Origin of the sequence: Rhizobium sp. MHM7A, from assembly GCF_005862215.1 — a bacterium.
GTDB lineage: Bacteria > Pseudomonadota > Alphaproteobacteria > Rhizobiales > Rhizobiaceae > Rhizobium > Rhizobium bangladeshense.
Window position 1 is genome coordinate 77,068 of the sequence record NZ_VCHT01000007.1, and the last position, 23,194, is coordinate 100,261.

General features: G+C 60.7%; 24 protein-coding genes and 1 pseudogene. 17 read left to right on the forward strand and 8 right to left on the reverse strand.

What is annotated here, in order from left to right:
- Window positions 1–5: 5 nt before the first annotated feature.
- From tolR to ybgC, 3 genes are all read right to left on the reverse strand, one after another.
- Window positions 6–461 carry a protein TolR gene (gene tolR / locus FFR93_RS22330; protein ID WP_003566333.1) on the reverse strand — a complete coding sequence of 152 codons (456 nt, stop codon included), beginning with the start codon at window positions 459–461 and terminating at the stop codon, window positions 6–8.
- Window positions 462–478: 17 nt separating this feature from the next.
- On the reverse strand, window positions 479–1,198 hold the full coding sequence (gene tolQ, locus FFR93_RS22335; RefSeq protein ID WP_064708821.1) for a protein TolQ: 720 nt from the start codon (window positions 1,196–1,198) through the stop codon (window positions 479–481).
- Between the two features lie 382 nt (window positions 1,199–1,580).
- Complete coding sequence (gene ybgC, locus FFR93_RS22340; protein WP_064708820.1) at window positions 1,581–2,036, reverse strand: tol-pal system-associated acyl-CoA thioesterase; 456 nt, start codon at window positions 2,034–2,036, stop codon at window positions 1,581–1,583.
- 142 nt (window positions 2,037–2,178) lie between these two features.
- Between ybgC and FFR93_RS22345 the strand changes: the two genes are divergently transcribed.
- The 7 genes from FFR93_RS22345 (at window position 2,179) to FFR93_RS22375 (ending at window position 8,509) form a co-directional block, all read left to right on the forward strand.
- Entirely contained in the window at window positions 2,179–3,399 is a 1,221-nt protein-coding gene (locus FFR93_RS22345; RefSeq protein ID WP_138394825.1) for an NAD-dependent epimerase/dehydratase family protein, read from the forward strand.
- A gap of 100 nt (window positions 3,400–3,499) precedes the next feature.
- Window positions 3,500–4,324 carry a glycosyltransferase gene (locus FFR93_RS22350; RefSeq protein ID WP_138394826.1) on the forward strand — a complete coding sequence of 275 codons (825 nt, stop codon included), beginning with the start codon at window positions 3,500–3,502 and terminating at the stop codon, window positions 4,322–4,324.
- Entirely contained in the window at window positions 4,321–5,238 is a 918-nt protein-coding gene (locus tag FFR93_RS22355; RefSeq protein ID WP_138394827.1) for an NAD(P)-dependent oxidoreductase, read from the forward strand. Before FFR93_RS22350 ends, FFR93_RS22355 begins: the two co-directional genes overlap by 4 nt.
- A 57-nt stretch (window positions 5,239–5,295) precedes the next feature.
- A complete protein-coding gene (locus FFR93_RS22360) occupies window positions 5,296–5,985 on the forward strand; it encodes a hypothetical protein (RefSeq protein ID WP_138394828.1) in 690 nt (229 codons plus the stop codon).
- Between the two features lie 100 nt (window positions 5,986–6,085).
- Window positions 6,086–6,673 carry a 5-formyltetrahydrofolate cyclo-ligase gene (locus FFR93_RS22365; RefSeq protein ID WP_138394829.1) on the forward strand — a complete coding sequence of 196 codons (588 nt, stop codon included), beginning with the start codon at window positions 6,086–6,088 and terminating at the stop codon, window positions 6,671–6,673.
- 3 nt (window positions 6,674–6,676) lie between these two features.
- Complete coding sequence (locus tag FFR93_RS22370; RefSeq protein ID WP_138394830.1) at window positions 6,677–7,501, forward strand: TIGR00282 family metallophosphoesterase; 825 nt, start codon at window positions 6,677–6,679, stop codon at window positions 7,499–7,501.
- A 162-nt stretch (window positions 7,502–7,663) separates the two neighbouring features.
- Entirely contained in the window at window positions 7,664–8,509 is an 846-nt protein-coding gene (locus tag FFR93_RS22375) for an MBL fold metallo-hydrolase (protein ID WP_138394831.1), read from the forward strand.
- A gap of 33 nt (window positions 8,510–8,542) precedes the next feature.
- Here FFR93_RS22375 and FFR93_RS22380 read toward each other — a convergent pair whose 3' ends face one another.
- On the reverse strand, window positions 8,543–9,046 hold the full coding sequence (locus FFR93_RS22380; RefSeq protein WP_064708900.1) for a pyridoxamine 5'-phosphate oxidase family protein: 504 nt from the start codon (window positions 9,044–9,046) through the stop codon (window positions 8,543–8,545).
- A gap of 141 nt (window positions 9,047–9,187) precedes the next feature.
- On the opposite strand from FFR93_RS22380, the gene FFR93_RS22385 reads away from it, so the two are divergent.
- The gene (locus tag FFR93_RS22385; protein WP_064708812.1) at window positions 9,188–9,934 is read left to right on the forward strand and encodes a YebC/PmpR family DNA-binding transcriptional regulator; all 747 of its coding nucleotides are present in this window, start codon (window positions 9,188–9,190) and stop codon (window positions 9,932–9,934) included.
- Window positions 9,935–9,998: 64 nt separating this feature from the next.
- Here FFR93_RS22385 and FFR93_RS22390 read toward each other — a convergent pair whose 3' ends face one another.
- A complete protein-coding gene (locus FFR93_RS22390) occupies window positions 9,999–11,000 on the reverse strand; it encodes an LLM class flavin-dependent oxidoreductase (protein ID WP_138394832.1) in 1,002 nt (333 codons plus the stop codon).
- A 120-nt stretch (window positions 11,001–11,120) separates the two neighbouring features.
- Complete coding sequence (locus tag FFR93_RS22395; RefSeq protein ID WP_138394833.1) at window positions 11,121–13,436, reverse strand: methyl-accepting chemotaxis protein; 2,316 nt, start codon at window positions 13,434–13,436, stop codon at window positions 11,121–11,123.
- Between the two features lie 243 nt (window positions 13,437–13,679).
- Between FFR93_RS22395 and ruvC the strand changes: the two genes are divergently transcribed.
- The 8 genes and pseudogenes from ruvC (at window position 13,680) to FFR93_RS22435 (ending at window position 18,600) form a co-directional block, all read left to right on the forward strand.
- Window positions 13,680–14,189: a crossover junction endodeoxyribonuclease RuvC gene (gene ruvC, locus FFR93_RS22400; RefSeq protein ID WP_138394834.1), complete on the forward strand. Its 510-nt coding sequence runs from the start codon at window positions 13,680–13,682 to the stop codon at window positions 14,187–14,189.
- A 54-nt stretch (window positions 14,190–14,243) separates the two neighbouring features.
- Window positions 14,244–14,507, forward strand: a complete 264-nt coding sequence (locus tag FFR93_RS22405; RefSeq protein WP_138394835.1) for an AbrB/MazE/SpoVT family DNA-binding domain-containing protein — start codon at window positions 14,244–14,246, stop codon at window positions 14,505–14,507.
- Complete coding sequence (locus FFR93_RS22410) at window positions 14,488–14,904, forward strand: type II toxin-antitoxin system VapC family toxin (RefSeq protein ID WP_138394836.1); 417 nt, start codon at window positions 14,488–14,490, stop codon at window positions 14,902–14,904. Before FFR93_RS22405 ends, FFR93_RS22410 begins: the two co-directional genes overlap by 20 nt.
- A gap of 12 nt (window positions 14,905–14,916) precedes the next feature.
- Entirely contained in the window at window positions 14,917–15,531 is a 615-nt protein-coding gene (gene ruvA / locus FFR93_RS22415) for a Holliday junction branch migration protein RuvA (RefSeq protein ID WP_064708806.1), read from the forward strand.
- A gap of 82 nt (window positions 15,532–15,613) precedes the next feature.
- The gene (ruvB, locus tag FFR93_RS22420) at window positions 15,614–16,654 is read left to right on the forward strand and encodes a Holliday junction branch migration DNA helicase RuvB (protein ID WP_064708805.1); all 1,041 of its coding nucleotides are present in this window, start codon (window positions 15,614–15,616) and stop codon (window positions 16,652–16,654) included.
- A complete protein-coding gene (locus tag FFR93_RS22425) occupies window positions 16,655–17,557 on the forward strand; it encodes a metallophosphoesterase (RefSeq protein WP_064708804.1) in 903 nt (300 codons plus the stop codon).
- Between the two features lie 6 nt (window positions 17,558–17,563).
- Window positions 17,564–18,005 (forward strand): annotated as a pseudogene (locus FFR93_RS22430) (DNA mismatch repair protein MutT).
- Window positions 18,006–18,036: 31 nt separating this feature from the next.
- Complete coding sequence (locus FFR93_RS22435) at window positions 18,037–18,600, forward strand: DinB family protein (RefSeq protein ID WP_064712144.1); 564 nt, start codon at window positions 18,037–18,039, stop codon at window positions 18,598–18,600.
- Here FFR93_RS22435 and FFR93_RS22440 read toward each other — a convergent pair.
- Together FFR93_RS22440 and mprF are read right to left on the reverse strand one after the other, a co-directional pair.
- Window positions 18,597–19,979, reverse strand: a complete 1,383-nt coding sequence (locus FFR93_RS22440; protein ID WP_138394837.1) for an AcvB/VirJ family lysyl-phosphatidylglycerol hydrolase — start codon at window positions 19,977–19,979, stop codon at window positions 18,597–18,599. The two genes, FFR93_RS22435 and FFR93_RS22440, sit on opposite strands and share 4 nt — an antisense overlap.
- Window positions 19,976–22,579, reverse strand: coding sequence for a bifunctional lysylphosphatidylglycerol flippase/synthetase MprF (gene mprF, locus FFR93_RS22445; protein WP_138394838.1), 2,604 nt, complete (start codon window positions 22,577–22,579; stop codon window positions 19,976–19,978). Before mprF ends, FFR93_RS22440 begins: the two co-directional genes overlap by 4 nt.
- Window positions 22,580–22,816: 237 nt before the next feature.
- On the opposite strand from mprF, the gene FFR93_RS22450 reads away from it, so the two are divergent.
- Complete coding sequence (locus FFR93_RS22450; protein WP_064708800.1) at window positions 22,817–23,194, forward strand: DoxX family protein; 378 nt, start codon at window positions 22,817–22,819, stop codon at window positions 23,192–23,194.

Here is a 23,194-nt window from a genome sequence, read left to right on the forward strand (position 1 = left end):
GAGCGCTATTGGTCCTTCTTCTGCTGCGTCACGAGGCCGATATTCTTAAAGCCGGCCCCCTGGATGCGCGCCATGACGTCGGCGATGACGCCGTAGGGTGCGGTCGCGTCGCCGCGCACGAAGATGCGTTCGTTATAGCCGGTGGTCGCGATCGCCTCGAGCTTGGCGGCGATCTCGGCCGCCGGGATCGGCGTTTCCTGCAGGAACACCTCGCCGTCGTTCTTGACCGAAATCGTGATCGGCTGCGTCTCGGAATTCAGCGCCTTGGCCTGCGTTTCCGGCAGGTCGATCGGCACGCCGACCGTCATCATCGGTGCTGCCACCATGAAGATGATCAGAAGCACGAGCATGACGTCGACGAGCGGCGTCACGTTGATTTCAGAAATGACGGCCTTGTTCCGACCGCCGCGACGGCGGCGTCCGCCGCCCCCGCCGCCATTGCCTCCAACAGCCATACCCATGTCAGATTACTCCGTGGTTACTGAGCGGCAGCGCGCGGCTGCAGCTTCTCGTCGATCTGGCGCGAAAGTATGGCGGAGAATTCGTCTGCGAAGCCTTCCATGCGGGCCGAAAGCTTGCCGGCGTCAGCGGAGAACTTGTTGTAGGCGATAACCGCCGGGATAGCGGCGACGAGGCCGATCGCGGTGGCAAGCAGCGCTTCGGCGATACCGGGCGCAACAACCGCGAGATTGGTCGACTTCGAACCGGCGATCGCCTGGAACGAGGTCATGATACCGACGACCGTGCCGAAGAGACCGATGAACGGCCCCGCCGAACCGATGGTCGCAAGGGATCCCAAACGGGCGCCGAGATATTCGGTTTCACGGGCGAGCGTTACGTCCATGGCGCGGTCGATACGCATCTGCAGGCCGATCGGCGAGCGGGCGCCGCGTTCAAAGGATTTCTTCCACTCGCGCATGGCCGCGACGAAGATTGCCGCCAGACCCGTATTGTTGCGTTCCGACAGCGAGCGGTAGAGTTCTTCCAGCGACTGACCCGACCAGAAAACCTGCTCGAACTTGTCGAACTGCCGCCGTGCGCGGCCATAGGCCAGATACTTGTCGATGACGATCGCCCAGGTCCACACCGAGGCCGCGATGAGCCCGAGCATGACGAGCTTGACGACGAGGCCGGCCTGCATGAAAAGCGACCAGAGGCTGACGTCCGTCGTTGCTGCTGCCAATCCTACTTGTTCCATTGATTCAAAATCCCCGAATCCAAACGCCCGGCGCTGGACCGGGCGGCACAAAGTGATCTCGCAAGAAGTGTCCGGCGGCCGCCGCCCAAAGCCCTGGTCAAGCTTCCAAGCTCATCTTCCGCCTTCTTGCCGTCAAATTTGGTCAAAGGAAGGCGTGCACCGCACAAACTCCGACTTTCCCAGTAAGACACTATTATGGTTAATAGATCGTTAGTTCTGGAGTGTGACAGTAAGCCTGTGTTCGGAAGGTTTTGTTCCATGGATTACTTGACCGGAGCAAGGTCCGGTTGCCGAAAAGGCGCTCGTCCTGCGGCGCGCGAATTCCTTCACATAAAGATCAAGTTTTGACAAGCGCATAATTGCCGCTGGCAGGCGGTTCGCTCTATAGCGGCTTGCTGCCTTCCAGGAATTTCATTGCCAGCGTTTCCGGCAGCCGCCTCGGCCGGCCCTTCGCATTGATGACGGCAATGATCACCTTGGCGGCAATCAACAGCGTCTCGCCGCAGCGAATCTGCTGATTGAGCACCATTTTGGCGCCGCCGGCTTTTTCCGTGTGCGTCAGGATCGTCAGCACATCATCCATGCGCGCCGGGCTCTTGAAGTCGATCTCCATGCGGTGGACGACGAAGACGAGCCCCTCCTCATCGGCGCTGACGAGCTCGCGCTGCTCGACTCCGAGGCAGCGCAGGTAATCGGTGCGGCCACGCTCGAGGAAATGCAGATAGCGGGCGTGATAGACGAGGCCCGAAAAATCCGTATCTTCATAATAGACCCGCTGAACAAGGCGATGTCCTGCCTCCGTCAGCTCTCCCGAAATGGAAAAAGGGCGTTCCGTCATAATTTTCTCCAAACTGAGGTGCCCTCTTTGGCGCAACGCTTCCCGACAGGCAAGCATTGAATGCCGCGGCCGGCAGGCATTGAATGATTGTCATAATTTCTAATTATTCCCGGTAACGGGCGACCAATCAGGAGACGATGCGATGAAGATTGCGGTTATGGGCGGAGATGGTTTCATTGGGTGGCCAACATCGCTGCATCTCTCCGATGCCGGTCACGACGTCCATATCCTCGACAACCTCTCGCGCCGCTGGATCGACACCGAGCTCGGCGTCCAGTCGCTGACGCCGATGGATTCGATCCAGGAGCGCACCCGCATCTGGCATGCCGAGACAGGACGCCGCATCCATTTCAACCTGATTGACCTCGCCAGGGATTACGAGCTGCTGAAGAACTGGCTTGCCGAGCACCGGCCGGATGCCATTGTCCATTTTGCAGAGCAGCGCGCGGCGCCCTATTCGATGAAGAGCGACCGCCACAAGAACTACACGGTCAACAACAATGTCAGCGCCACGCATAACCTCTTGAACGCCTTGACCGAGCTCAATCTCGATGCCCACCTCGTCCATCTCGGCACCATGGGTGTTTATGGCTATTCGACTGTCGGCGCCGCGATCCCGGAAGGTTACCTGCCGGTTGGTATCGAGACTGCAAGCGGCGAGACGGTCAGCCAGGAAATCCTCTATCCCGCCAATCCCGGCTCAATCTATCACATGACCAAGTGCCTGGATCAGCTTCTCTTCCAGTTCTACGCCAAGAATGACGGCTTGCGGATCACCGACCTCCACCAGGGCATCGTCTGGGGTACGCATACCGAGCAGACGCGCCGCCACGCGCAGCTTATCAACCGTTTCGATTACGATGGCGATTACGGCACGGTGCTGAACCGCTTCCTCATTCAGGCAGCAATCGGTTATCCGCTGACGGTGCATGGCACCGGCGGCCAGACCCGCGCCTTCATCCACATCCAGGATTCGGTGCGTTGCATCGAGCTGGCGCTCAAGAACCCGCCTGTCCGCGGCGCCCGCGTCGAGATCTTCAATCAGATGACGGAAACCCACCGGGTACGCGACCTCGCCGAGATGATCGCCAGGATGAGCGGCGCCAAGATCGCCTGGCTGCCCAACCCGCGCAAGGAAGCCGCCGAGAACGAGTTGATCGTCACGAATGAGAAGTTCCTCGACCTCGGTCTTGAGCCGATCACCCTGGAAACCGGCCTGCTCGGAGAGATCGTCGACGTGGCGAAGAAATTCGCCTATCGCGTCGACCGCGCACGGGTGCCTGCTGTCTCCGCCTGGACCAGGGATATCGCCGCGACGATCGACCACGATCCGGAAGGTAAGCGGTTGAAGTCCGTCTCGTGAGCACGAAAAGCACTTGCATTGGGAAGTGGAGCAACCAGAAACTCCCTCATTTCTGTGCTTGTCACAGGAATGAGGGAGCACATCGAGGCAGTCGAACACGATGAACGCTTCGTCTGTATTCGCCTACGTCACCCTCGTCACCAATGCCGACTATGCCATGGGCGCCACCGCCCTCGCCCGCTCCTTGCGCCGCACCGGCACCAGCGCCGACATCGTCGTCCTCCACAGCGGCGGCGTTGACGGAGCCGCTCTCGCCCCGCTCAAGAGCCTTGACTGCCGCCTGATCCCAGTCGAGCACCTGCCGCTTTCCGATGCCTTCAACGAACGCCACGCCCGCGGCCATCTCCACTCAGCTGCCCCTTTCACCAAAGGCCGCAAGCCGGCCTTTCATTCGCCGCTCGACAATTTCTGCAAGCTCAGGCTTTGGCAGCTCGTCGAATACGAGCGCTGTGTGTTCATTGACGCCGATGCACTGGTGCTGAAGAACGTCGACAGGCTCTTTCTCTATCCGGAATTTTCCGCCGCTCCCAATGTCTATGAGAGCCTCGCGGATTTTCGCCGCATGAATTCCGGCGTCTTCGTCGCCACGCCGTCGCATGACACATTCCGGCACATGCTCGAATACCTTGACAGGCCGGAGATCTTCTGGCGACGCACCGATCAGACGTTTCTGGAGACGTTCTTCCCGGAATGGCACGGCCTGCCGGTCTATTTCAACATGCTGCAATATGTATGGTTCACCATGCCTGAGCTTTGGGACTGGAAGAGCATTTCGATCGTGCACTACCAGTATGAAAAACCGTGGGAAAAGGATCATCCCAAGGCAAAACAGCTACAACCTTTGATCGATCTATGGCATCGTATACACGAGGGCGGCGATCTGCCCGAGATCACGGCGCTCAAGAATCCGGAAGGGACAGCATGAAAGTTCTGGTATCCGGGGGAACGGGTCTCGTCGGCCGTTACGTCGTCGAGGAACTGCTGGCCGCCGGCTATCAGGTGATCGTCGGCGCACGCCGGGCGCCGCTGCCCCGCTTCTTCTCCCGCCCGGTCGAATTTGCGGCGCTCTCCCTCGATCCGGACAAAGACCAGATCGATGTTTTCGACGATGCCTATTTCTTCGTCCACGCCGCCTTCAGCCATCTCCCTGGAAAATATCGCGGCGGTGAGGGCGACGATCCTAAAACCTTTCAAAAATTGAATCTCAACGGCAGCGTCCGGCTTTTCGAAGCGGCCAAACGTGCCGGCACGCGCCGTTGTGTCTTCCTGTCCAGCCGCGCCGCCTATGGCGACCATCCTCCGGGAGTCGAGCTTACCGAGACGATGCTGGCTAAGCCCGAGACGCTTTACGGTCAGATCAAACTCGATACCGAACGAGCATTAGCCGAACTTACGTCCCCCGGGTTTGCAGGCGTGAGTCTGAGGGCGACCGGCGTCTATGGCGATCTTTTTCCCAACAAATGGGATGGCCTCATCGCCGATTATCTCGCCGGCCGGCCGGTCGCTGCTCGCGTGGGAACGGAGTTACACGGCCGCGACCTCGCGCGGGCGGTGCGACTGATGCTGGAGACGGAAAGCACCCGAATCTCGGGCGAGATATTCAACATCTCGGATATATCAGTAGACACCAACGATATCCTCTCACCCATCCGTCGCGAGATGGGCTGTCGGCACGCTCTGCCGGCTGCTGCCGATAAAGCGGTGCTAAACCCAATGAGCACGGCGAAAATCCGTGCGCTCGGCTGGACGCCTGGCGGAACCGCTCTTTTCGAAGAGACGATGCACCGGCTCGCCGCCGGCTTGTCGCAATCCCGAGGACACAGGTCCACACAAGTCTGACATTGCAGAATAAGCCCAAATCGTCATTGGGACCCGAACTGCCATTCGGGGATTGTTATGCAAGTCGCAACCACACCAGCTTCCCTCATCTCGCTCAGCACGTCCTCGGCTGGAACATCCGCAACTGACGACGAAGCCAATCTGGGAGTGCTGAAGCTACAGCGCGCCACACAGGCACTGCAGCAGATGCGGCAGACCCTGGCGAGTTCAGTGGACGAAGCCAAGGCGAAGGCCCAACGTAAGCTCGAACAGGCGAAACAGGAGCTGGAGATGCTGAAGAGCTCCAACATGCCTCCTGAGGTGGTCGCACGTCTCGCCGCCGAGCTGGCGCGCAAGGTCGGCAGCGCCGCCTCTGAATTCGCGTCGGCGGTCGCGACCGGCAGCCCGACAACGGCTGTTCCGGCGGATGCAACTACGAATTCTGCTGGAGCGGCATTGACCGACGCCGACGCTATGTTGGCTAACACCTCGGCCGAAACCGACGCGCCGGAACCTATCGACGCTGCTCAAGCTCGCAAAGCCTACGGGGATACGGTTGAGGATAGCACTGAGTCTTCGGGCATCTCAGCCGAGGATCGCGAGGTGATGGAAGAGTTCAAGCAGCTCGTGCGCGAACTCAAGCAGCTCCTCGAAAGGGCGATGCGTGAGCTTCGTCAGCAAGACGAGCAGCCACGCGCCTATGCCGCTCCTGATATGGTAAGCCTCTCAAGCCACGTCGTGGTGATGCCGACAAGCATCGTCATCTGACACCTTGGCGGTGAAAGCGGGCGCAGCCCAGTCGCAGCCGGCATTTGCATCGGATCTCCAGCTGGCTATGCTCGGCCGAACCACTAATCCGGCAGATCGAATGACCACAAGAGAACTGAAAGCGCAGTTGCGCAACGACCGCCTGGCCGCCCGCGATGCCATCGCTCCTGAAGAGCGCATCTCCAAAAGCCTCGCAATGGCCGATCACGCCGGCGAGGCGGTCGCCTTCGAGCCTGGCACCATCATCTCCGGCTTCCTGCCGATCCGATCGGAGGCCGATCTCAGGCCGCTGATGGCGCGCTTTGCAGCACGCGGCGCCCGGCTCTGCGTGCCGGCGATCCTCGACAAGCAGACCATCATCTTTCGCGAGATGGCGGAAGACACACCGCTTGTGGCTACCGGTTTCGGCACGGTCGGCCCCACCGAGCACGCCGCCGTCCTCGACCCCGAGATCATGCTGGTGCCGCTTTCGGCCTTCGATGTCAGAGGTCATCGCATCGGCTACGGCGCCGGTCATTACGATCGCGCCATCAGCCGGCTCAAAGAGAAAGGGCTGCATCCGAAGCTGATCGGCATTGCATTCGACTGCCAGGAAGTGGCACATGTGCCCGACGAGCCGCATGACGTAAGCCTGGATGCCATCCTGACAGAAAGCGGCCTTCGCTTTTTTGCCTCTTGGATTGGATAGGGAATGCGGCTGCTTTTTCTGGGTGACATGGTCGGGAAGACGGGGCGCACCGCGGTTTGGGACCGCCTGCCCGGCCTAATCTCCGACCTCAAGCTCGATTTCGTCATCGTCAACGGCGAGAATGCTGCCGGCGGCTTCGGTATCACCGAGGACATCTTTCTGGAAACGATCAATGCCGGCGCCGATGTGGTGACCACAGGCAATCACGTCTGGGACCAAAAGGAAGCCGTCGCCTTTGCCGGACGGCACGACCAGTTTCTGCGGCCGGCCAATTATCCCCAAGGCACACCAGGCCGCGGCTCCGGGCTTTTCTACGCCAGGAACGGCGCGCGTGTGCTCGTTGCCAACGTCATGGGTCGCGTCTTTATGCATCCGGAACTCGACGATCCCTTCAAATCGGCCGAAGCGATCCTCGATGCATGCCCGCTGAAGGAACAGGCCGATGCGATTATCTTCGATTTCCACGCTGAAGCGACCAGCGAGAAGCAATGCTTCGGCCATTTCGTCGACGGCCGCGCCAGCTTTGTCGTTGGCACCCATACGCATGTGCCGACTGCCGACGCGCAGATCCTGAACGGCGGCACCGCCTACATGTCGGATGCCGGCATGTGCGGCGATTACGACTCCTCCCTCGGCATGGACAAGGAGGAGCCGCTCAACCGCTTCATCTCCAAGATGCCGAAAGGCCGCATGGAAGCGGCGAGCGGCCCGTCGACAATCTGCGGCGTCGGCGTGGAGATTTCCGATGCGACAGGACTGGCCGAGAAGATCGCGCCGCTTCGGCTCGGGCCGCGGCTGGCCGAAACGGTGCCGGAATTCTGGCGGTAATTCCCCACCCAGACATCCATCCAACACGCAATCGTGAGCGTCCTCCATCTAGACCGCCGCGACCTCATGCCGCATCCTCGCGCCGCCAATGCAAAGTGAGCGAGCGTCTTTAGCGCCCTTCGGACGCGCGGCTCTCCTCGTCAAAGCGCCGGAGGGGGTGGCATGAAGCCGCAATATCTTATCCTCGCTATTGCATGCCTTGCGGCCTTCGCCGCACCTGGTCCTTCCGGGGCCCAGGAGCAGCGCCCGCCCGTCAGCCAATGCCAGGCAATCGCCGAGAATATTCCCAAAGCGACTTTCGCCAGTTTTTCCGGCGAGCCGACGCTGATGCCTGCCGTATCCGAGGGCGAGGACGTCAAACTCACCTATCTCGGCCATTCCACCTTCGAAATCGAGACACCCGGCGGCATCGTCATCGCGACGGATTATAATGGCTGGTACAGGCCGGCGACGACCCCCGATGTCGTCACGATGAACAAGGCTCACACGACACACTTCACCCTGACGCCGGAGCCTGACATCAAGCATGTGCTCCACGGCTGGAGCGACGTGCCAGGCGAGACGGCGAAAATCAATCTCGTGGTCGGTGATGCCTATATCCGCAACGTTACCACGGATATCCGCTTCAGTTACGGCCTTGGCGGCTCGCAGGAGGATGGAAACTCGATTTTCATCTTCGAAATAGCCGGCCTCTGCATCGGTCACCTCGGCCATCTCCATTACGAGTTGACTGATGTCCATTATACCGAGATCGGCCGCCTCGACGTCGTCATGGTGCCGGTCGACGGCGGCCTGACAATGGGCGCCGACAGCATGAGCCGCGTCATCAAGCGGCTGCGCTCATCGGTGATCCTGCCGATGCACCGCCGCGGCCCGCCGGTGAATGCCTTCGTCTCCATGTTCGGAAAGGACTTCGATATCACCTATGCGCCTGATGACAGTATCACTGTCTCCATGCGCACGCTTCCAAAAAAGCCGCTGATCTACGTGATGAAAGGCGTGCAGTAAAAAAGTGCCGGCAGGCCCCTCCTACCTTATTGATCAGGCGAATTGCAGGTGACGTTTGACGCCGACGTCAGGCATTTTGTCATCGTCGAGATTGGCCTTGGCAATCTCCCAGCCGAATTTTAGCGTGCTGCCCGTGGAAACCCAGATGTCGGCATCGTCGACGTGCAGGGAGAGCATGGTGAGTTTCGGGTCTTTCTTGCCGCCGTCATACCAGGCCGCCACGATTGAACTCCAATATTCCTCGATCTTCGATGGGTCGGGGCGTACTTCGATCACGCCGGAAAGGCAGGCGTGATAGTCGTGATCCTTGCCGATGAGGCAGAAATGCGCGCGGCTACCAGGTTTGATGGCGCGCACGATATCGGCGTCGGTCTTGGTGTAGAACCAGATCGTGTTGGTGGTGGGATCGGCATGCGGCGCCATCGGCTGCATGTGCATGTCCAGTCCGGAAATTCCAAGCATGCCGGCATGAACACCGTTGACCTGATCCCAAAGCTGACGTGCTGGTTGCTCCCGCGCCTCGCTGAGACTTGCCATGACCGTTCCTTTCGGTTGGATGGAGTTCGGTTGAAACGTCATCCTTTCGCCTTTGTTCCGAACTGCTTTTCCCTTGAACGGCTGCCGTTTCGCTCTTATAAGGCGGCCCATTCCGAACAATGAGACGTGAACAGGGGTGCCATGGCTGGCCATTCACAGTTTAAAAACATTATGCACCGCAAAGGCCGTCAGGATGCCGTGCGTTCGAAAATGTTCTCCAAGCTTGCGCGCGAAATCACCGTTGCGGCCAAGGCCGGCCTGCCCGACCCGTCGATGAACGCCCGTCTTCGCCTGGCAATCCAGAACGCCAAGGCCCAGTCCATGCCGAAGGACAATATCGACCGCGCCATCAAGAAGGCCGCCGGCGCCGAAGGCGAGAACTATGATGAAGTCCGCTACGAGGGTTATGGCCCGGGCGGCACGGCGATCATCGTCGAGGCCCTGACCGACAATCGCAACCGCACCGCTTCCAACGTCCGCTCGATCTTCACCAAGGCCGGCGGCGCTCTTGGGGAAACCGGTTCCGTTTCCTTCTCCTTCGATCATGTCGGCGAAATTACCTACAAACTTTCCGTTGGCGACGCCGACATGGTGATGGAAGCCGCGATCGAGGCCGGGGCCGACGACGTCGAGACAGACGAGGAGGGCCACTACATCACCTGCGCCTTTGAAGCCCTCGGTGAGGTGTCGAAAGCGCTGGAGGCAAGCCTCGGCGAAGCAGAAACCGTCAAGGCCGTCTGGCGCGCCCAGAACAACGTGCCGGTGGACGAGGAAAAGGCGCAGTCGCTGATGAAGCTGATCGACTCGCTCGAAGACGACGATGACGTGCAGAACGTCTATTCAAACTTCGAGGTCTCGGAAGAGGTCCTGGCGAAGCTTTCGGCCTGAACTTTTCCAATGAAACCCGGCCGTGGCGCCGGGTTTTCCATCTCTCGGGATGCCGCCTACTTTCCTACGCAGCGACCCGCATGAAATTTCCAAGACCTGCGAACAGTTCCACCGACTTCAGCCGCGCCTCGATATCATGAATCGGCATCGAGATGATCACCTCGTCGGCCTGCGTCTCTTTGAGAAATTCCGACAGTTTCGCCTCCGCCGTCTCCGGCGAGCCGACCACGGCGTAACGCAGCGTGTGTTCGACGTTCATCTTCTCCATCGGCGACCAGAAGCCTTCCATATCGGCCACCGGGTGTGGGAAGGGACCACGGACATTGCGGCGCAGGTTGACGAATTGCTGCTGGGCCGACGTAAAATGGTAGCGTGCTTCCTCGTCCGTCGCCGCCACCGCGCCCATCACGCCGACCATTACATGGGGCTTGTCGAGCGTCGTCGAGGACTGGAAGCGGTCGCGGTAGATCGCGATCGCATCGAGCAGCATGTCGGGTGCGAAATGCGAGGCGAAGGCATAGGGAAGCCCAAGCATCGCGGCGAGCTGGGCGCTGTAGAGGCTGGAGCCGAGCAGCCAGATCGGAATATGCGAACCACTGCCCGGGACCGCTAGGATTGCTTGGTTCTCGACCGGCGTGCCGAGAAGCTGCTGCAATTCCACGACGTCATTCGGAAAGCTATTCGCGCCCGCCTCGAGATTGCGCCGCAGCGCCTGTGCCGTGCGCATGTCCGTTCCCGGCGCTCGCCCGAGGCCGAGATCGATGCGGCCGGGAAAGAGCGCCTCCAGCGTGCCGAACTGTTCGGCAATCACGAGGGGCGAATGATTGGGCAGCATGACGCCGCCGGAGCCGATGCGAATGCGCTTGGTGGCGGCGCCGACATGGCCGATGACGACGGCGGTCGCCGCGCTGGCGATTCCCGGCATGCCGTGATGCTCGGCGAGCCAGAAGCGCTTGTAACCGAATTCTTCAGCCTTCTGAGCCATGCGCGCCGAGCTTTCGAGCGACTGGCGCACGGTGCTGCCTTCGGCAACGGGAGAAAGGTCAAGTATGGAGAAGGGAACCATGGGAACCTGCGGGGCAGTTGAAGGATGCCGTCTATGTAGGTTGGCGCCCGCCCCATTCCAAACCATTCATGCAAACAAAAGGGCCGCGCGAGGCCCTTGTCGAAGATCGCAAGCGGCGCCTCAGCGGTGACGACGCAACACATGAACCTCTGCGCTCGGCCTGTAATGCCCCTGCGGCAGCGTGAAATTGCCGAGCTGGCGGTCCATTTCCACAGCTTCCGTCGCCAGCCGGTGGATTGCCGCCGTCGTCTCCTCGACCATTGAGGCGTTCTGCTGCGTCATCGCATCGAGTTCGGCCACGGCGTTGTTGATCTCGCGCAAGGTATTGGCCTCCTCGCGGGTCGATTCCATGATCTCGTTGATCTGCCCGTTGATCGCCTCGACATGGGCGCCGATGCCGGTCAGGGCAACGCCGGCCTTTTCGACCAAGGCAACGCCGCTTTCGACCTCATGCGTCGACTTCTGCAGCAGGCTGGAGATTTCCTTTGCCGCGCTCGATGAGCGTTGGGCGAGTTCCCGGACTTCCATAGCGACGACGGCAAAGCCTTTGCCCGATTCCCCCGCGCGCGCCGCTTCGACGCCGGCATTGAGCGCCAGGAGGTTGGTCTGGAAGGCGATGTCGTCGATGACCGATATGATCGTGTTGATCTGGCGCGAGGAGGCCTGGATCGCCTCCATCGCCGCAATCGTCTCCCGCATGATCTGGCTGGAGCCGGTCGTCTCCTTCTTCGCGTCGCGGGCGATGCGCTCGGCCTGTTCGGCCCGCTCGATCTGGCGGCGGACGGACTGAGTGATGGCGCTGATCGCGTTCGCCGTCTCGGTGATCGAGCCGGCCTGCCGTTCCGTGCGCCCGGCAAGCTCGTCGGCGCCCGTGCGCATCTCCTCGGAGCCGGCGCGCACCGCCATCGAGTTGCCGCCGATCGCCGTCATGGTTTCGCTGAGTGTTGCGAGCGCCTCGTTGAAATTGACGCGCAGGCTTTCGAGCTCGTTCGGGAAGCGGTTGTCGATCTGGTAGGCGAGATCGCCGCCTGCCAGATGATGCAGGCCCTCGTCGAGCGCTTCCACCACCTGCTGCAGCGACTTCGCCTCGGCCTCCCGCTCGGCGAGATTCCGCTGGCGCTCCTGCTCGGCCTGCAGGCGTGTCACTTCGCTTGCCGCTTCGAGTTCGCGGCCTTCGATAAGCGACTGCCGGAAGCGGGCAAGCGCTTTCGCCATCGTGCCGATCTCGTCCTTGCGGTTCAGGCTGCCGATCTCGCTGTCGAGCTTACCATCGGCGACATCGCGGGTGACGCCGGCAAGCCGCGCCAGCGGCGAAAAAAGGAAATTGGTGACGAGTCCGGTTGCGATCGCCATGACGACGAGCACACCCAAGCCAATCATCGTGAGCAAAGTGGCGATTTCGATAGAGCCGGCATTGAGCTCGCTGAGCAGCACGCTCTCGACCACGAGAAAGCGGTCGCCGCGATAGTCGATGCCACGGACATAGGCGCGGGCCGCACCATCCGCCCTGTCAAAATCGGCCACGGTCATCGCGGAGCTGGCGAGCGCGTCCTTGATAAAGGTGAAGGGCGTCGCATCCAGTTGCGCAAGCCTGCCGTTCGCGTCGAGACCGACCGCGGAACCATCGCCGGAGACGATTGCCGTCCTCGCCGTGCTCCCCTGGATGATGCCCTTGCCAAGAATGCTGGTGACGATGTCCTCGCGCACCTTGAAGAGGAAGATGCCCTTGGCCGCTCCGAGCTTGACGATCGGCACGGCATAGAAGATCGCCGGTTTACCGCTGGCGGCATCGACGCGCAGGCCGGAAAAACCTGTCGGCGCGGCGTCATCGCTCGCCTTGGCGGTATTCTCGATCGCCTTGGCGAAGGCGATGCCGGCGCCGGTTGCCTTCCAGGCGTCCGACTTCAGGTTCTCGGCGAAGTCGTTCTCCTTCTTATAGGAATAAAGGACGGTACCATCGAGATCGGCGATCAGCAAATCGCTGAAGGCAGTACCTTCGAGGTCGCGGGCGACTTCGCCCTGCGTCTGTTCATGGTTCGAATAATAGAAACCGCTCGGTCCCTCCGGTTTCATCAGCTTCTCGCGCTGATCGGCCGGGTTGGGATTGCCCTCGATAAAAACCTTCTTCAGCTCGGCGCGGGCATCGCCCGAAGTCTTCTGGATTGTCTTCCAGCCGCTCTTCAAGCTGGTGATCGACATCTGCAGCGCCTCGATGCGCGCAATGGAATTGGCCTGGTTCTCGAGCTGCGCCAGTTGGTCCTGCAACATGTCGCCACGGAAGATCAGCACGCTTTCCTTGGCCTTCAGCGCCTGCTCGTCCGAAATGCGGCTGCTGGCGAAATAGGCAAGCACGTCGATGACCGCGATCGACACCACGGTCATCAGGATGAATGTGCCAATAACCTTGAAGGACAGGGATTGAAATCTCTGAGCCATATACAACGAACCCTTCCGAACGGCGCCTGCCGGCCGGGGCACACAGTGCATCCCCAACCGGCCGACCTGTCAACAGAACATCGGGAGCCCAATTCTTCGTGAACGAGCTCCTCTCACATTCGATGAACTAGAATTCAGGCATCTCTTTTAATTCGCGGTAAATGACCCGCCCTAAAACCGACGGTGTTTTTGTTTTGTTCACATATCGATGGCACTTATTTCGCAGTCGCTATAGGTTGAACCATGCAAAATACGATTCGCATCATTGGCATTGATCCTGGTCTTCGCTGCACTGGCTGGGGAATTATCGAGACATTGGGCAATTCCCTGAGGTTCGTGGCGTCGGGAACCGTGACATCCGATAGCGAGATGGACCTCGCCTCCCGCCTCTGCCAGCTGCATGACGGCCTCGCCGATATCGTCCACGCTCACAAGCCGGATGAAGCCGCCGTCGAACAGACCTTCGTCAACAAGGATGCCGTGGCGACCCTGAAGCTCGGCCAGGCCCGCGGCATCGCCATGCTGGTGCCGGCACGCGCCGGACTGCCGGTCTCGGAATACGCACCGAACGCCGTGAAGAAGGCGGTCATCGGCGTCGGTCACGGCGAAAAGCAACAGATTCACATGATGTTGAAGATCCTGATGCCGAAGGTTGCATTCAAGGGCGATGACGCCGCCGACGCCTTGGCGATCGCCATTTGCCATGCTCACAATCGCCGCGGCAGCCGGATGCGTCAGGCATTGGCCGGATAATTCGTTCTTGACTTGTTCTCATTCGCTGCTAAGTAATACCTCAGAGGTATTACCATGCGCGTGACGGAAAAAGGTCAGGTGACCATTCCTAAGGACATCAGGGACCGTTTGAAGATTGGCCCGGGATCCGAGGTGGATTTCATCGCCGATGAAAAGGGTGCCCGGCTCGTCGTTCTTTCCAGCCGCCCGGAAGCGTCGCAGGACGATTTTGAGTCCTGGCTCGACAGCATGAGCGGTACCCTCGACACCGGCGGCATGACGACAGAGGAATTCATGGAATGGCTGAGGGGACCGCGCAATGACCTCGGTTCTTATTGATACGAACATCTTCATCGACATCTTCGGCCCTGACAATCCCTTCAGGGAATGGTCCGCGCGCGCCTTGAGCGCATTGCGGCCGGATTCACAATTCATCATGACGCCGGTCGTCTGGGCGGAGCTGGCAAGCCTGACCCCACGTGAGGAAACTCTTGCATTTCTCCTGTCACGGTTAAACCTGATCCGTGAGGCTTTGCCGTTTTCTGCCGCTTATCGCGCAGGCATGGCGCACGCACAGTACCGAAGAGGCGGCGGCTTGCGCGAGCGCACTCTGCCGGATTTCTTCATCGGTGCACATGCCCTCGTTCGATCGCATCGCCTTTTGACGCGTGATGGCGCGCGCTACAGCTCCTATTTCCCGGAGCTCGAAATCATTTCCCCCGAAACGCACCCTTGAAAGACCGTGACCATGATCGGCAAGCTGAAAGGCACCATAGACGAGATCGGCGAAGACTATGTGCTCGTTGATGTGCACGGTGTCTGCTACGTCGCCTATTGCTCGGCGCGAACCCTGTCCAAGCTCGGATCGGCGGGCGAAGCCTGTGTGCTTTTCATCGAAACTTATGTGCGCGAGGACCAGTTGAAGCTCTTCGGCTTCATAACGGCGCTGGAAAGGGAATGGTTCAACCTGCTGCAGAGCGTCCAGGGCGTCGGCGCCAAGGTGGCGCTCGCCGTGCTCTCGACGCTGACGCCGGGCGAACTTGCCAATGCGATCGCCCTCCAGGACCGCGCCGCCGTCTCGCGCGCACCGGGCGTCGGCCCGAAAGTGGCGATGCGGCTCGTCACCGAGCTCAAGAACCGGGCGCCGGCCTATGCCGGCGAAGCGATCAATATCGCCCTCAAGCAGGAACTCGGCGAAGGCGTCGCTGCCGCACCGGTTGCCGATGCGGTTTCTGCATTGACCAATCTCGGCTACAGCAGAGACCAGGCGGCAAATGCCGTTGCCGCGGCGATGAAAGCGGCCGGCGAAGGCGCCGATAGCGCCAAGCTGATCAGGCTGGGTTTGAAGGAATTGGCGCGGTGAAGGGCGGAAAATCAACGGTTGGTTATCGAGGCAGCCGTTTTTTCGTGTATTGGTGTGAGAGTTTTCGAAACGGAATGAGAGCATGAGTGAACCCGCCCGCCTGATATCGCCGGAAAAGCGGGGCGAAGACCTTGATGTGACGTTGCGCCCGCAATCGCTGGACGAGTTTACCGGCCAGGCCGAGGCGCGCGCCAATCTCAAGATCTTCATCGAGGCGGCCAAAAACCGCGGCGAGGCGCTCGACCATGTACTCTTCGTCGGACCGCCCGGCCTCGGCAAAACGACGCTGGCGCAGATCATGGCCAAGGAGCTCGGCGTCAACTTCCGATCGACCTCAGGCCCGGTGATCGCCAAGGCCGGCGACCTCGCCGCCCTGCTCACCAATCTCGAAGAGCGTGACGTTCTCTTCATCGATGAAATTCACCGCCTCAATCCCGCCGTCGAGGAAATCCTCTATCCTGCTATGGAGGATTTCCAGCTCGACCTCATCATCGGCGAAGGCCCTGCCGCCCGCTCGGTGAAGATCGATCTGTCGAAATTCACACTCGTCGCCGCCACCACCCGCCTCGGCCTGTTGACGACACCGTTGCGCGATCGTTTCGGCATCCCGGTGCGGCTCAGCTTCTATACTGTCGAAGAGCTGGAACTGATCGTGCGCCGCGGCGCGCGGCTGATGAACCTGCCGATGACCGATGAGGGCGCACGCGAGATCGCCAGGCGCGCCCGCGGCACGCCGCGTATCGCCGGCCGGCTGCTGCGGCGCGTGCGCGATTTCGCCGAAGTGGCAAGGGCCGAGGCCGTCACCCGCGAGATCGCCGATGAGGCGCTGACCCGCCTGCTGGTCGATAATGTCGGTCTCGATCAGCTCGACAAGCGCTACCTCAACATGATCGCCGTCAACTTCGGCGGCGGCCCGGTCGGTATCGAAACCATCGCCGCCGGCCTTTCCGAGCCGCGCGACGCGATCGAGGATATCATCGAGCCCTATATGATCCAGCAGGGTTTCATTCAGCGCACGCCACGCGGCCGTGTTCTGACCGCAATCGCGTGGAAGCATCTGGGAATGCAGCCGCCAAAGGACATGGAGGCTGCGCAGTTCCGGCTGTTCCAGGAGGACGACTGAGTGATCACCCGCCGCGGATTTTTCAAGCTTGTCGGCGGCAGCGTCGCAGGCATCATGTCGCTCGGTGGTTACGCCCTCGCCTATGAACCTCTCGCCCGGCTCAGCATCACCCGATACAGGCTGACACCACCGGGATGGACACCCGGCCTCAAGCTCCGCATCGTCGCCCTCGCCGATCTCCATGCCTGTGAACCCTGGATGTCGGTCAACCGCATTGCCGCGATCTGCCGCAAGGCGAACGAACTCGAAGGCGACGTGACCGTTCTTCTCGGCGACTATGCCTCGGGCATGAACATGGTGACGCAGTACGTGCATTCGAGCCAATGGTCCAAGGCGCTCGCCACCCTGCAGGCCCCGCTCGGGGTGCATGCGATCATGGGCAATCACGATTGGTGGGAGGATAGAACCGCCCAGAAGAACGGCGGGATGGACACCTTCGGACACCGGGCGCTCGCCAATGTGGGGGTTTCGGTATACGCCAATCGCGCCGTGCGGCTCGAAAAGGACGGACATGGCTTCTGGCTAGCGGGGCTAGAAGATCAGTTGGCGCTGCTGCCCGGCAGGAAATGGGGTCGCAAGCGCATGCTCGGCCTTGACGATCTCGATGGAACCATGGCTCAGGTCACTGACAACGCACCCGTCATCCTGCTCGCTCATGAGCCCGATATCTTTCCGCGCGTGCCCGAGCGCGTCTCGCTGACGCTGTCGGGCCACACGCATGGCGGACAGATCCGCTTCCTCGGTCGTTCGCCGGTCGTCCCCTCGCGTTACGGCAATCGCTACGCCTATGGCCATATCGTCGAACAAGGGCGTAACATCATCGTCTCCGGCGGCCTCGGCTGCTCCATTGCGCCGGTCCGCTTTGGCGTGCCGCCGGAAATCGTCGTGATCGATCTCGGATAGAACGGCATGAGCAGGCGCATTCGCCTGACTGCGGGCGTCGGACGTTTCAACCATCGCATCGCCGGCCTCGCCCTTCGCGATCGCAATGTGCTTGTTCATCGCGCCGAGCAGGAGCCTTTCTGGACTTTTCCTGGCGGCACGGCCGAAATCAGCGAAACGTGCTCTGGATGGTCGAGAACTTTTTCCACTTCGAGCAACGCGACTGGCACGAACTCAGTTTTTATTATCTCATCGAAATCCCGCCGCAATTCCCCTCCGGCCGCACGAAATCATCCATCGCGTCGAGGATGGCGACAACCATCTCGAATTCAAATGGGTGCCCGCAACGCGAAAGGCTCTGATCGACCTCGACATCCCGCCCTATTTCATCGCCGATGTAATCGAGACGCTGCCTGCCGCGCCACTCCACCTCGTCTGGCGCGATGGCAATCTCGACGACCGGAACTGACGCAAGTAGCGCCTGAAGAGGAGATGCGCCAATGCCGACCTTCGATCCCGTCAGGTCATTTCGCAAACTCGCTTATAATAATGCCCTTGCCAACCGCCGCCTGCTTCAGGCCTGCGCTGCATTGAAGCCCGGCGAGTTCGAAGCCCCGCGCACGAGCTTCTTCCCGTCAATCAAGGCAACTTTGAACCACATCATCACGGTCGACTGGTTCTATGTCGACGCGATGGAAGGCGGCACTCTCGGGCTCAAGGCCTTCGAGGTCGACGAACCTTTCGATGACGTTGGATCGCTGGCTGAAGCGCAGGCAAGGATCGACCATCGCCTGACGGCACTTTGCCAGGCGCTGACTCCAGAGAAGCTGGTCTCCACCGTCAGTCTCGATCGTGGTGACCGCATCCAGAAGGAGCGGCTGGAAGACGTGCTCGCCCACCTTTTTCAGCACCAGACCCATCATCGCGGCCAGGTGCATGCGATGCTCGCCGGAACCAGCGTCGCCCCGCCGCAGCTCGACGAATTCATCGTAGCCGACGACGCGAGATTTCGCGGCAAGGAACTCGCCGAATTCGGTTGGAACGAAGAAACGCTGATGCGTTAATGTTGTAGCCGCTTTTTCAGCCCGTCGATGATCGTCTTGGTCAGGAGGTCGTAATTCTCATCGAAGTGATGGTCGCCAGGCAACTCGATGACCTCGGCCCCGCTATCCCTCACCGCCGGACAGGCGACATCGTCATCATCATCCTTGCCATAGATGCACTGCACGAGCTTCGGATCGACGTTTTTCAGGTCGGCGACCGGATCGCCTCCCGCCCCTTCCGTTTTCTGGCCAAGCCAACCAAGAACGGAGATGACGTAATCGACTTCGTGCGAGAGCGACAGCAGCGACAACTGCACCACCGAGGACTTCTCGGCTGGCTTGAGAAGCTGATAGGTCGCGGGCACGACGTCGGCGCCGAAAGAATAGCCGACGAGCAGCACATGCTTCACCTTCCACTGCTTGCGGTAGAAGTCGATAATCTTCGAGAGATCGCTTGCTGTCTCCTCCGGCTTGCGCTCCGACCAGAAATAATGAAGCGAATCGACGCCGACCACGGGAATGCCTTCCTTCTGCAGCGTGCCGCCGACTTCCTTGTCGATGTCGCGCCAGCCGCCGTCGCCGGAATAGATCACCGCCATCGTATCGAAGGCAGGCGTCGCCTCGAGCACCGCCAGCGGCAGGCCGAGCGGATTGCCGAAGGCGCCGGAGGCGGTGACGAGATCATCGATAGTATCGCCAAATACCGTCTGCGCATCGTCGGTGGAATCGCGGATCTCGATTTCGGGATGGGCCTTCTTCAGCGCCTCGGCATGCGCCCTGCCGTCTTTGTCCGCGTTGAGCGTGAAGACCGTGATAACTGGATCCGGCAACGCTCCATCGTTGAGACCATAGACCGTGCGTCCCCCGACCACCTGTTTGGAAGCGGGCGTACAAAGCTCCTTGGCGAGCGGAATGCCTGCTTTAGGATCGATCGCAAGCGTCTGGCCGATCGTCGCATCCGGCGTCTGCGCAGCGATCGCCAACGCCAGGGCCCCGCCCTCGCCAATGCCTGCAACGATCGGCAGGTGATAAGCATTGTTGCCGGTCGCACGCTGGACCTGCTGGCTTAGCGACTCGATGTCCGAGACCATATAGACACAGCCGTCGTTGAGGCTGACGTCATAGCGGTTAAGTGCCCCCGCGTAGGAGGGAAAGTCGACGCCGATGACGACAGCCCCCTCGGAGACGAGCCTGTCGGCCTCGGCCTTCTCAAAATCGCCCCAGCCTGCGGCATCTGAGATCAGCATTACCGTGCCCTTCACCTCCCCTTCCGGCAGGAAAATGTGCGGCGACGGAATGAGCCCGGTTTCGAAGCTCTGCTTGGTCTCTTCGGCGGCATCAGCCGGTGCGGCCGCGAGCATGCAGGCGCATGCCGTGGCTAGAAGGATTTTCCTGATCATTTTCTCACTACCCCTTTCAATCCGCCCCCGATCAGAAATGTCGCGTCCATCAACGCGATCATCGGATTGCCTCCTCCGGAAACCGCAAGATAGCGCGGTTGCCAGTGCGGATGAAACTTGGATTTGAATGCCCGAAGGCCTTTGAAGTTATAGAAGCGCTCGCCGTGTTCGAAGACGGTACTGCCGATACGGTCCCAGACCGGCGCGGCTTCGCGTTTCGACATGCCGGAGAGGGGCGCCATGCCGAGATTGAAATGAGTAAAACCCAGGCTGCGCAAATATTCCATGATCTGCACGAAGAGAAAGTCCATCGACCCCTTCGGCGCGTCCGGCGAGAAGCGCATGAGATCGATCGTCGCCTCCTCCCTCAATTCGGTGATGAGGATATTGGCGAAGGCGACGACCTTGCCGTCCTTCTTCAGGATGCCGACCGGCTGCGAGCAGACGTAGTCGGGATCGAAGGAACCGAGCGAGAAGCCTTTTTCCTTGGCATTGTGATGTTCGAGCCAGGCCGTCGAAACGGCGGCGAGATCATCGATGATGCCGGACACGTTTTCGGGTTCGACGACGGCGAACTCCAGGCCGTCGCGCTGAGCGCGGCTCGCCGTCTGACGAAGGTTTGCCCATTTGCCGCCCTTCATTTCGAAGGTTCGGAGATCTGCCACCGCCAGTTCGCCAAGCTTGAAGGCGCGAAGGCCGGCATCGGCGCAATGGGAGAGCAGCGCCGGCGAGATCTGGTAGAAGACGGCACGGCAGCCGGCGGCGCGCGCCGCTTCGACGAAGCGCCAGACGAGTTCCTGCACGGCACGATGATCGCCAACCGGGTCGAACAGCGCAATCCATGAGCGTCCCTGCCGGCCGTACATGATGAAGGCGTCGCCCTTTTCCGAAAACATGATGCTCTTGTCGCCCATGCGCACAAGATTGGCATCGGCATTCCCTTGCTTCCTTACGATGTCGACGGCAAGCGCCAGCGCCTCCTCCGTCGCCGGCTCGGGCCGGAAGGTCGCCGGCCGGAGCAGGCTGAAGACGGCGATTGCCGAGGAGATGATGGTGATACCGAGCAAGGCGCGCAGGCCCCGCGGCGCCTCGGCGGTGAACTCGAACTGCCACCAGAGTTGGTTGCTGTATTCGACATCGCGATAGACGAAGAGCAGGATGATGACGGCGCCAACGACAATGACGGCGATCGCCATCAGCCAGGATGCCGTCATCGCCTGGTTGAGCAGCGACGCATGCCGGGTGAAGAGCCGTCGGCTGACGAAAAGCCCGAAGATGAAAAAGGCGAGAAACGCGGCTTCGACGAGCGCGATCGCCTTCAGAAGCGACAAGGTCAACGCGGCAACGGCCGAGAACACCGCGACCCACCACGCACCGTCGAGCCTCTGACCGAGGCCGCGCGCGGCGACCACCAAAGCAAGCCCGAGCAGGCTGGAGAGGAAGTGCGCCCCTTCGACCATCGGCAGCGGCAGATAGTTGGAGAGAAATTCCAGGTTCTGGTCCGGCGTCGGCGTGACGCTCGAAAACACCAGCATCACGCCGAGGAGCAGCGCCAAGGTCGACAGCAGCTGCGGCATCAGCCGTCCGCCGATACGGCGGACGCTGGAGGCGGCCGGGTGGTCGACAAAACGGCGCAGTTCCGCCGCCGAGACCGCGAGAACGGCGATGAGCAGCGGCAATACATGGTAGATCAGCCGGTAGAGCACCAGCGATCCCAGAACCGCGTCGATATTCACCGCACTGCCGAGCGAAGCGATGATCACGGTCTCGAACACGCCGAGTCCGGCCGGAACGTGGCTGAGCACGCCGAGACCCACGGCAATTGCATAGACGGCGAGGAAGACCGGCCAGCCGATGGCCGTCTGCGGCAAGAGCACGTAGAGCACCGACGCCGAGGCGGCGATATCGAAGGCGGTGACGAGGAATTGGCGCGACCAGGTGCGTGAATCCGGCAGGCGGATTGCTACGGCGCCGAGATCGAGCACGCGGCCTCCGCGGCCAATGATCAGCACAGCCGCGAGAATGGCGATGATCGAGCCGGCGATAAGCCGGAGGAGAAAGGCGCTGACGCCGATCAGCGGTCCGATCTCGCTGGCGATGATGATGAGCGCGATCGACGCGACAGCCGCGAGCCCGAGGCCGAAGGAGAGCGTGACGAAGGCGATGATGCGGCCGATATCCTCCGGCGAGAGCCCCAGACGTGTATAAGCGCGGTAGCGGATTGCGCCGCCCGAGAGCGCACCAAAGCCGGCGGTGTTGCCGACCGCATAGGCGCTGAACGCCGTCAGCGCCACATGTGGAAACGGAAGCTTCTTGCCGATATATTCGATCGCATTGAGATCGTAGAAGACCAGCGAAAGGAAACTCAGCGCAGTAAAGAACAGCGCGAGCAAGATGGCGCTCGGCCTCGTCGCCGCCAGCGCACCGACGACATCGTCATAACGCACCTCGTTGGTAAGCTGCATGATCGCGTAACCGACGAGACAGAAGACGAGAAGTGTCGCGGCTGCCGTCAGCGGCGTCCTGTAACGTCTGAAAAGCTCGCTGAAGGAGGACCCCTCCGTCTCTTGCATCTCTTCCAAATTGCCGTGACCAGACATCTCGTACCTGCGCAATTTCTAGCTGTGCGGGAATCATTTTCGAAGACATACATGAGAGGCATATAAGCTGAATGAAGCAAATGCCGCTGCCGCCAAGCCTCGCCGCCTGCGCCTCCATTATCCCCAATTGGGGCGAATTTGCGCAGGCGAGCCCAGGCAGCACATTGCATTTTCGTAAGCTTACGAGGAGCTTTGTGACGATGACGCAGGTTTGAGAGGCGAGAAAGGGATCTAAACATGCAAGATGGCCTAGCCTTCATGATGCTCGTCATTGGCAGGCTGCTGCTCGGCGGTCTCTTCGTCGCTGGCGGCGTTCATCATTTTTTCGTCACTGTGCCACTGACCGACGCTATCGAAGCCCGCGGCGTGCCTCTTGCGAAATGGGTGTTGCTCTCCGGCAGCGTCTTTCAGATTGCCGCCGGTTTCCTCTTGATGCTGGGCCTCTTCGTTGCCGCGGCGGCCTTCGGCCTCATTATCTTTACGCTTGCCGCCTCCGTGCTGCTGTTGAATTTCTGGGACATGCAAGAAACTGCCCGTGACAGCGCCATCAACACCTGGAAAAGCAACATGGCCATTATCGGCGGCCTGCTGATAGCAGCGGCCGGCGCAATGTGA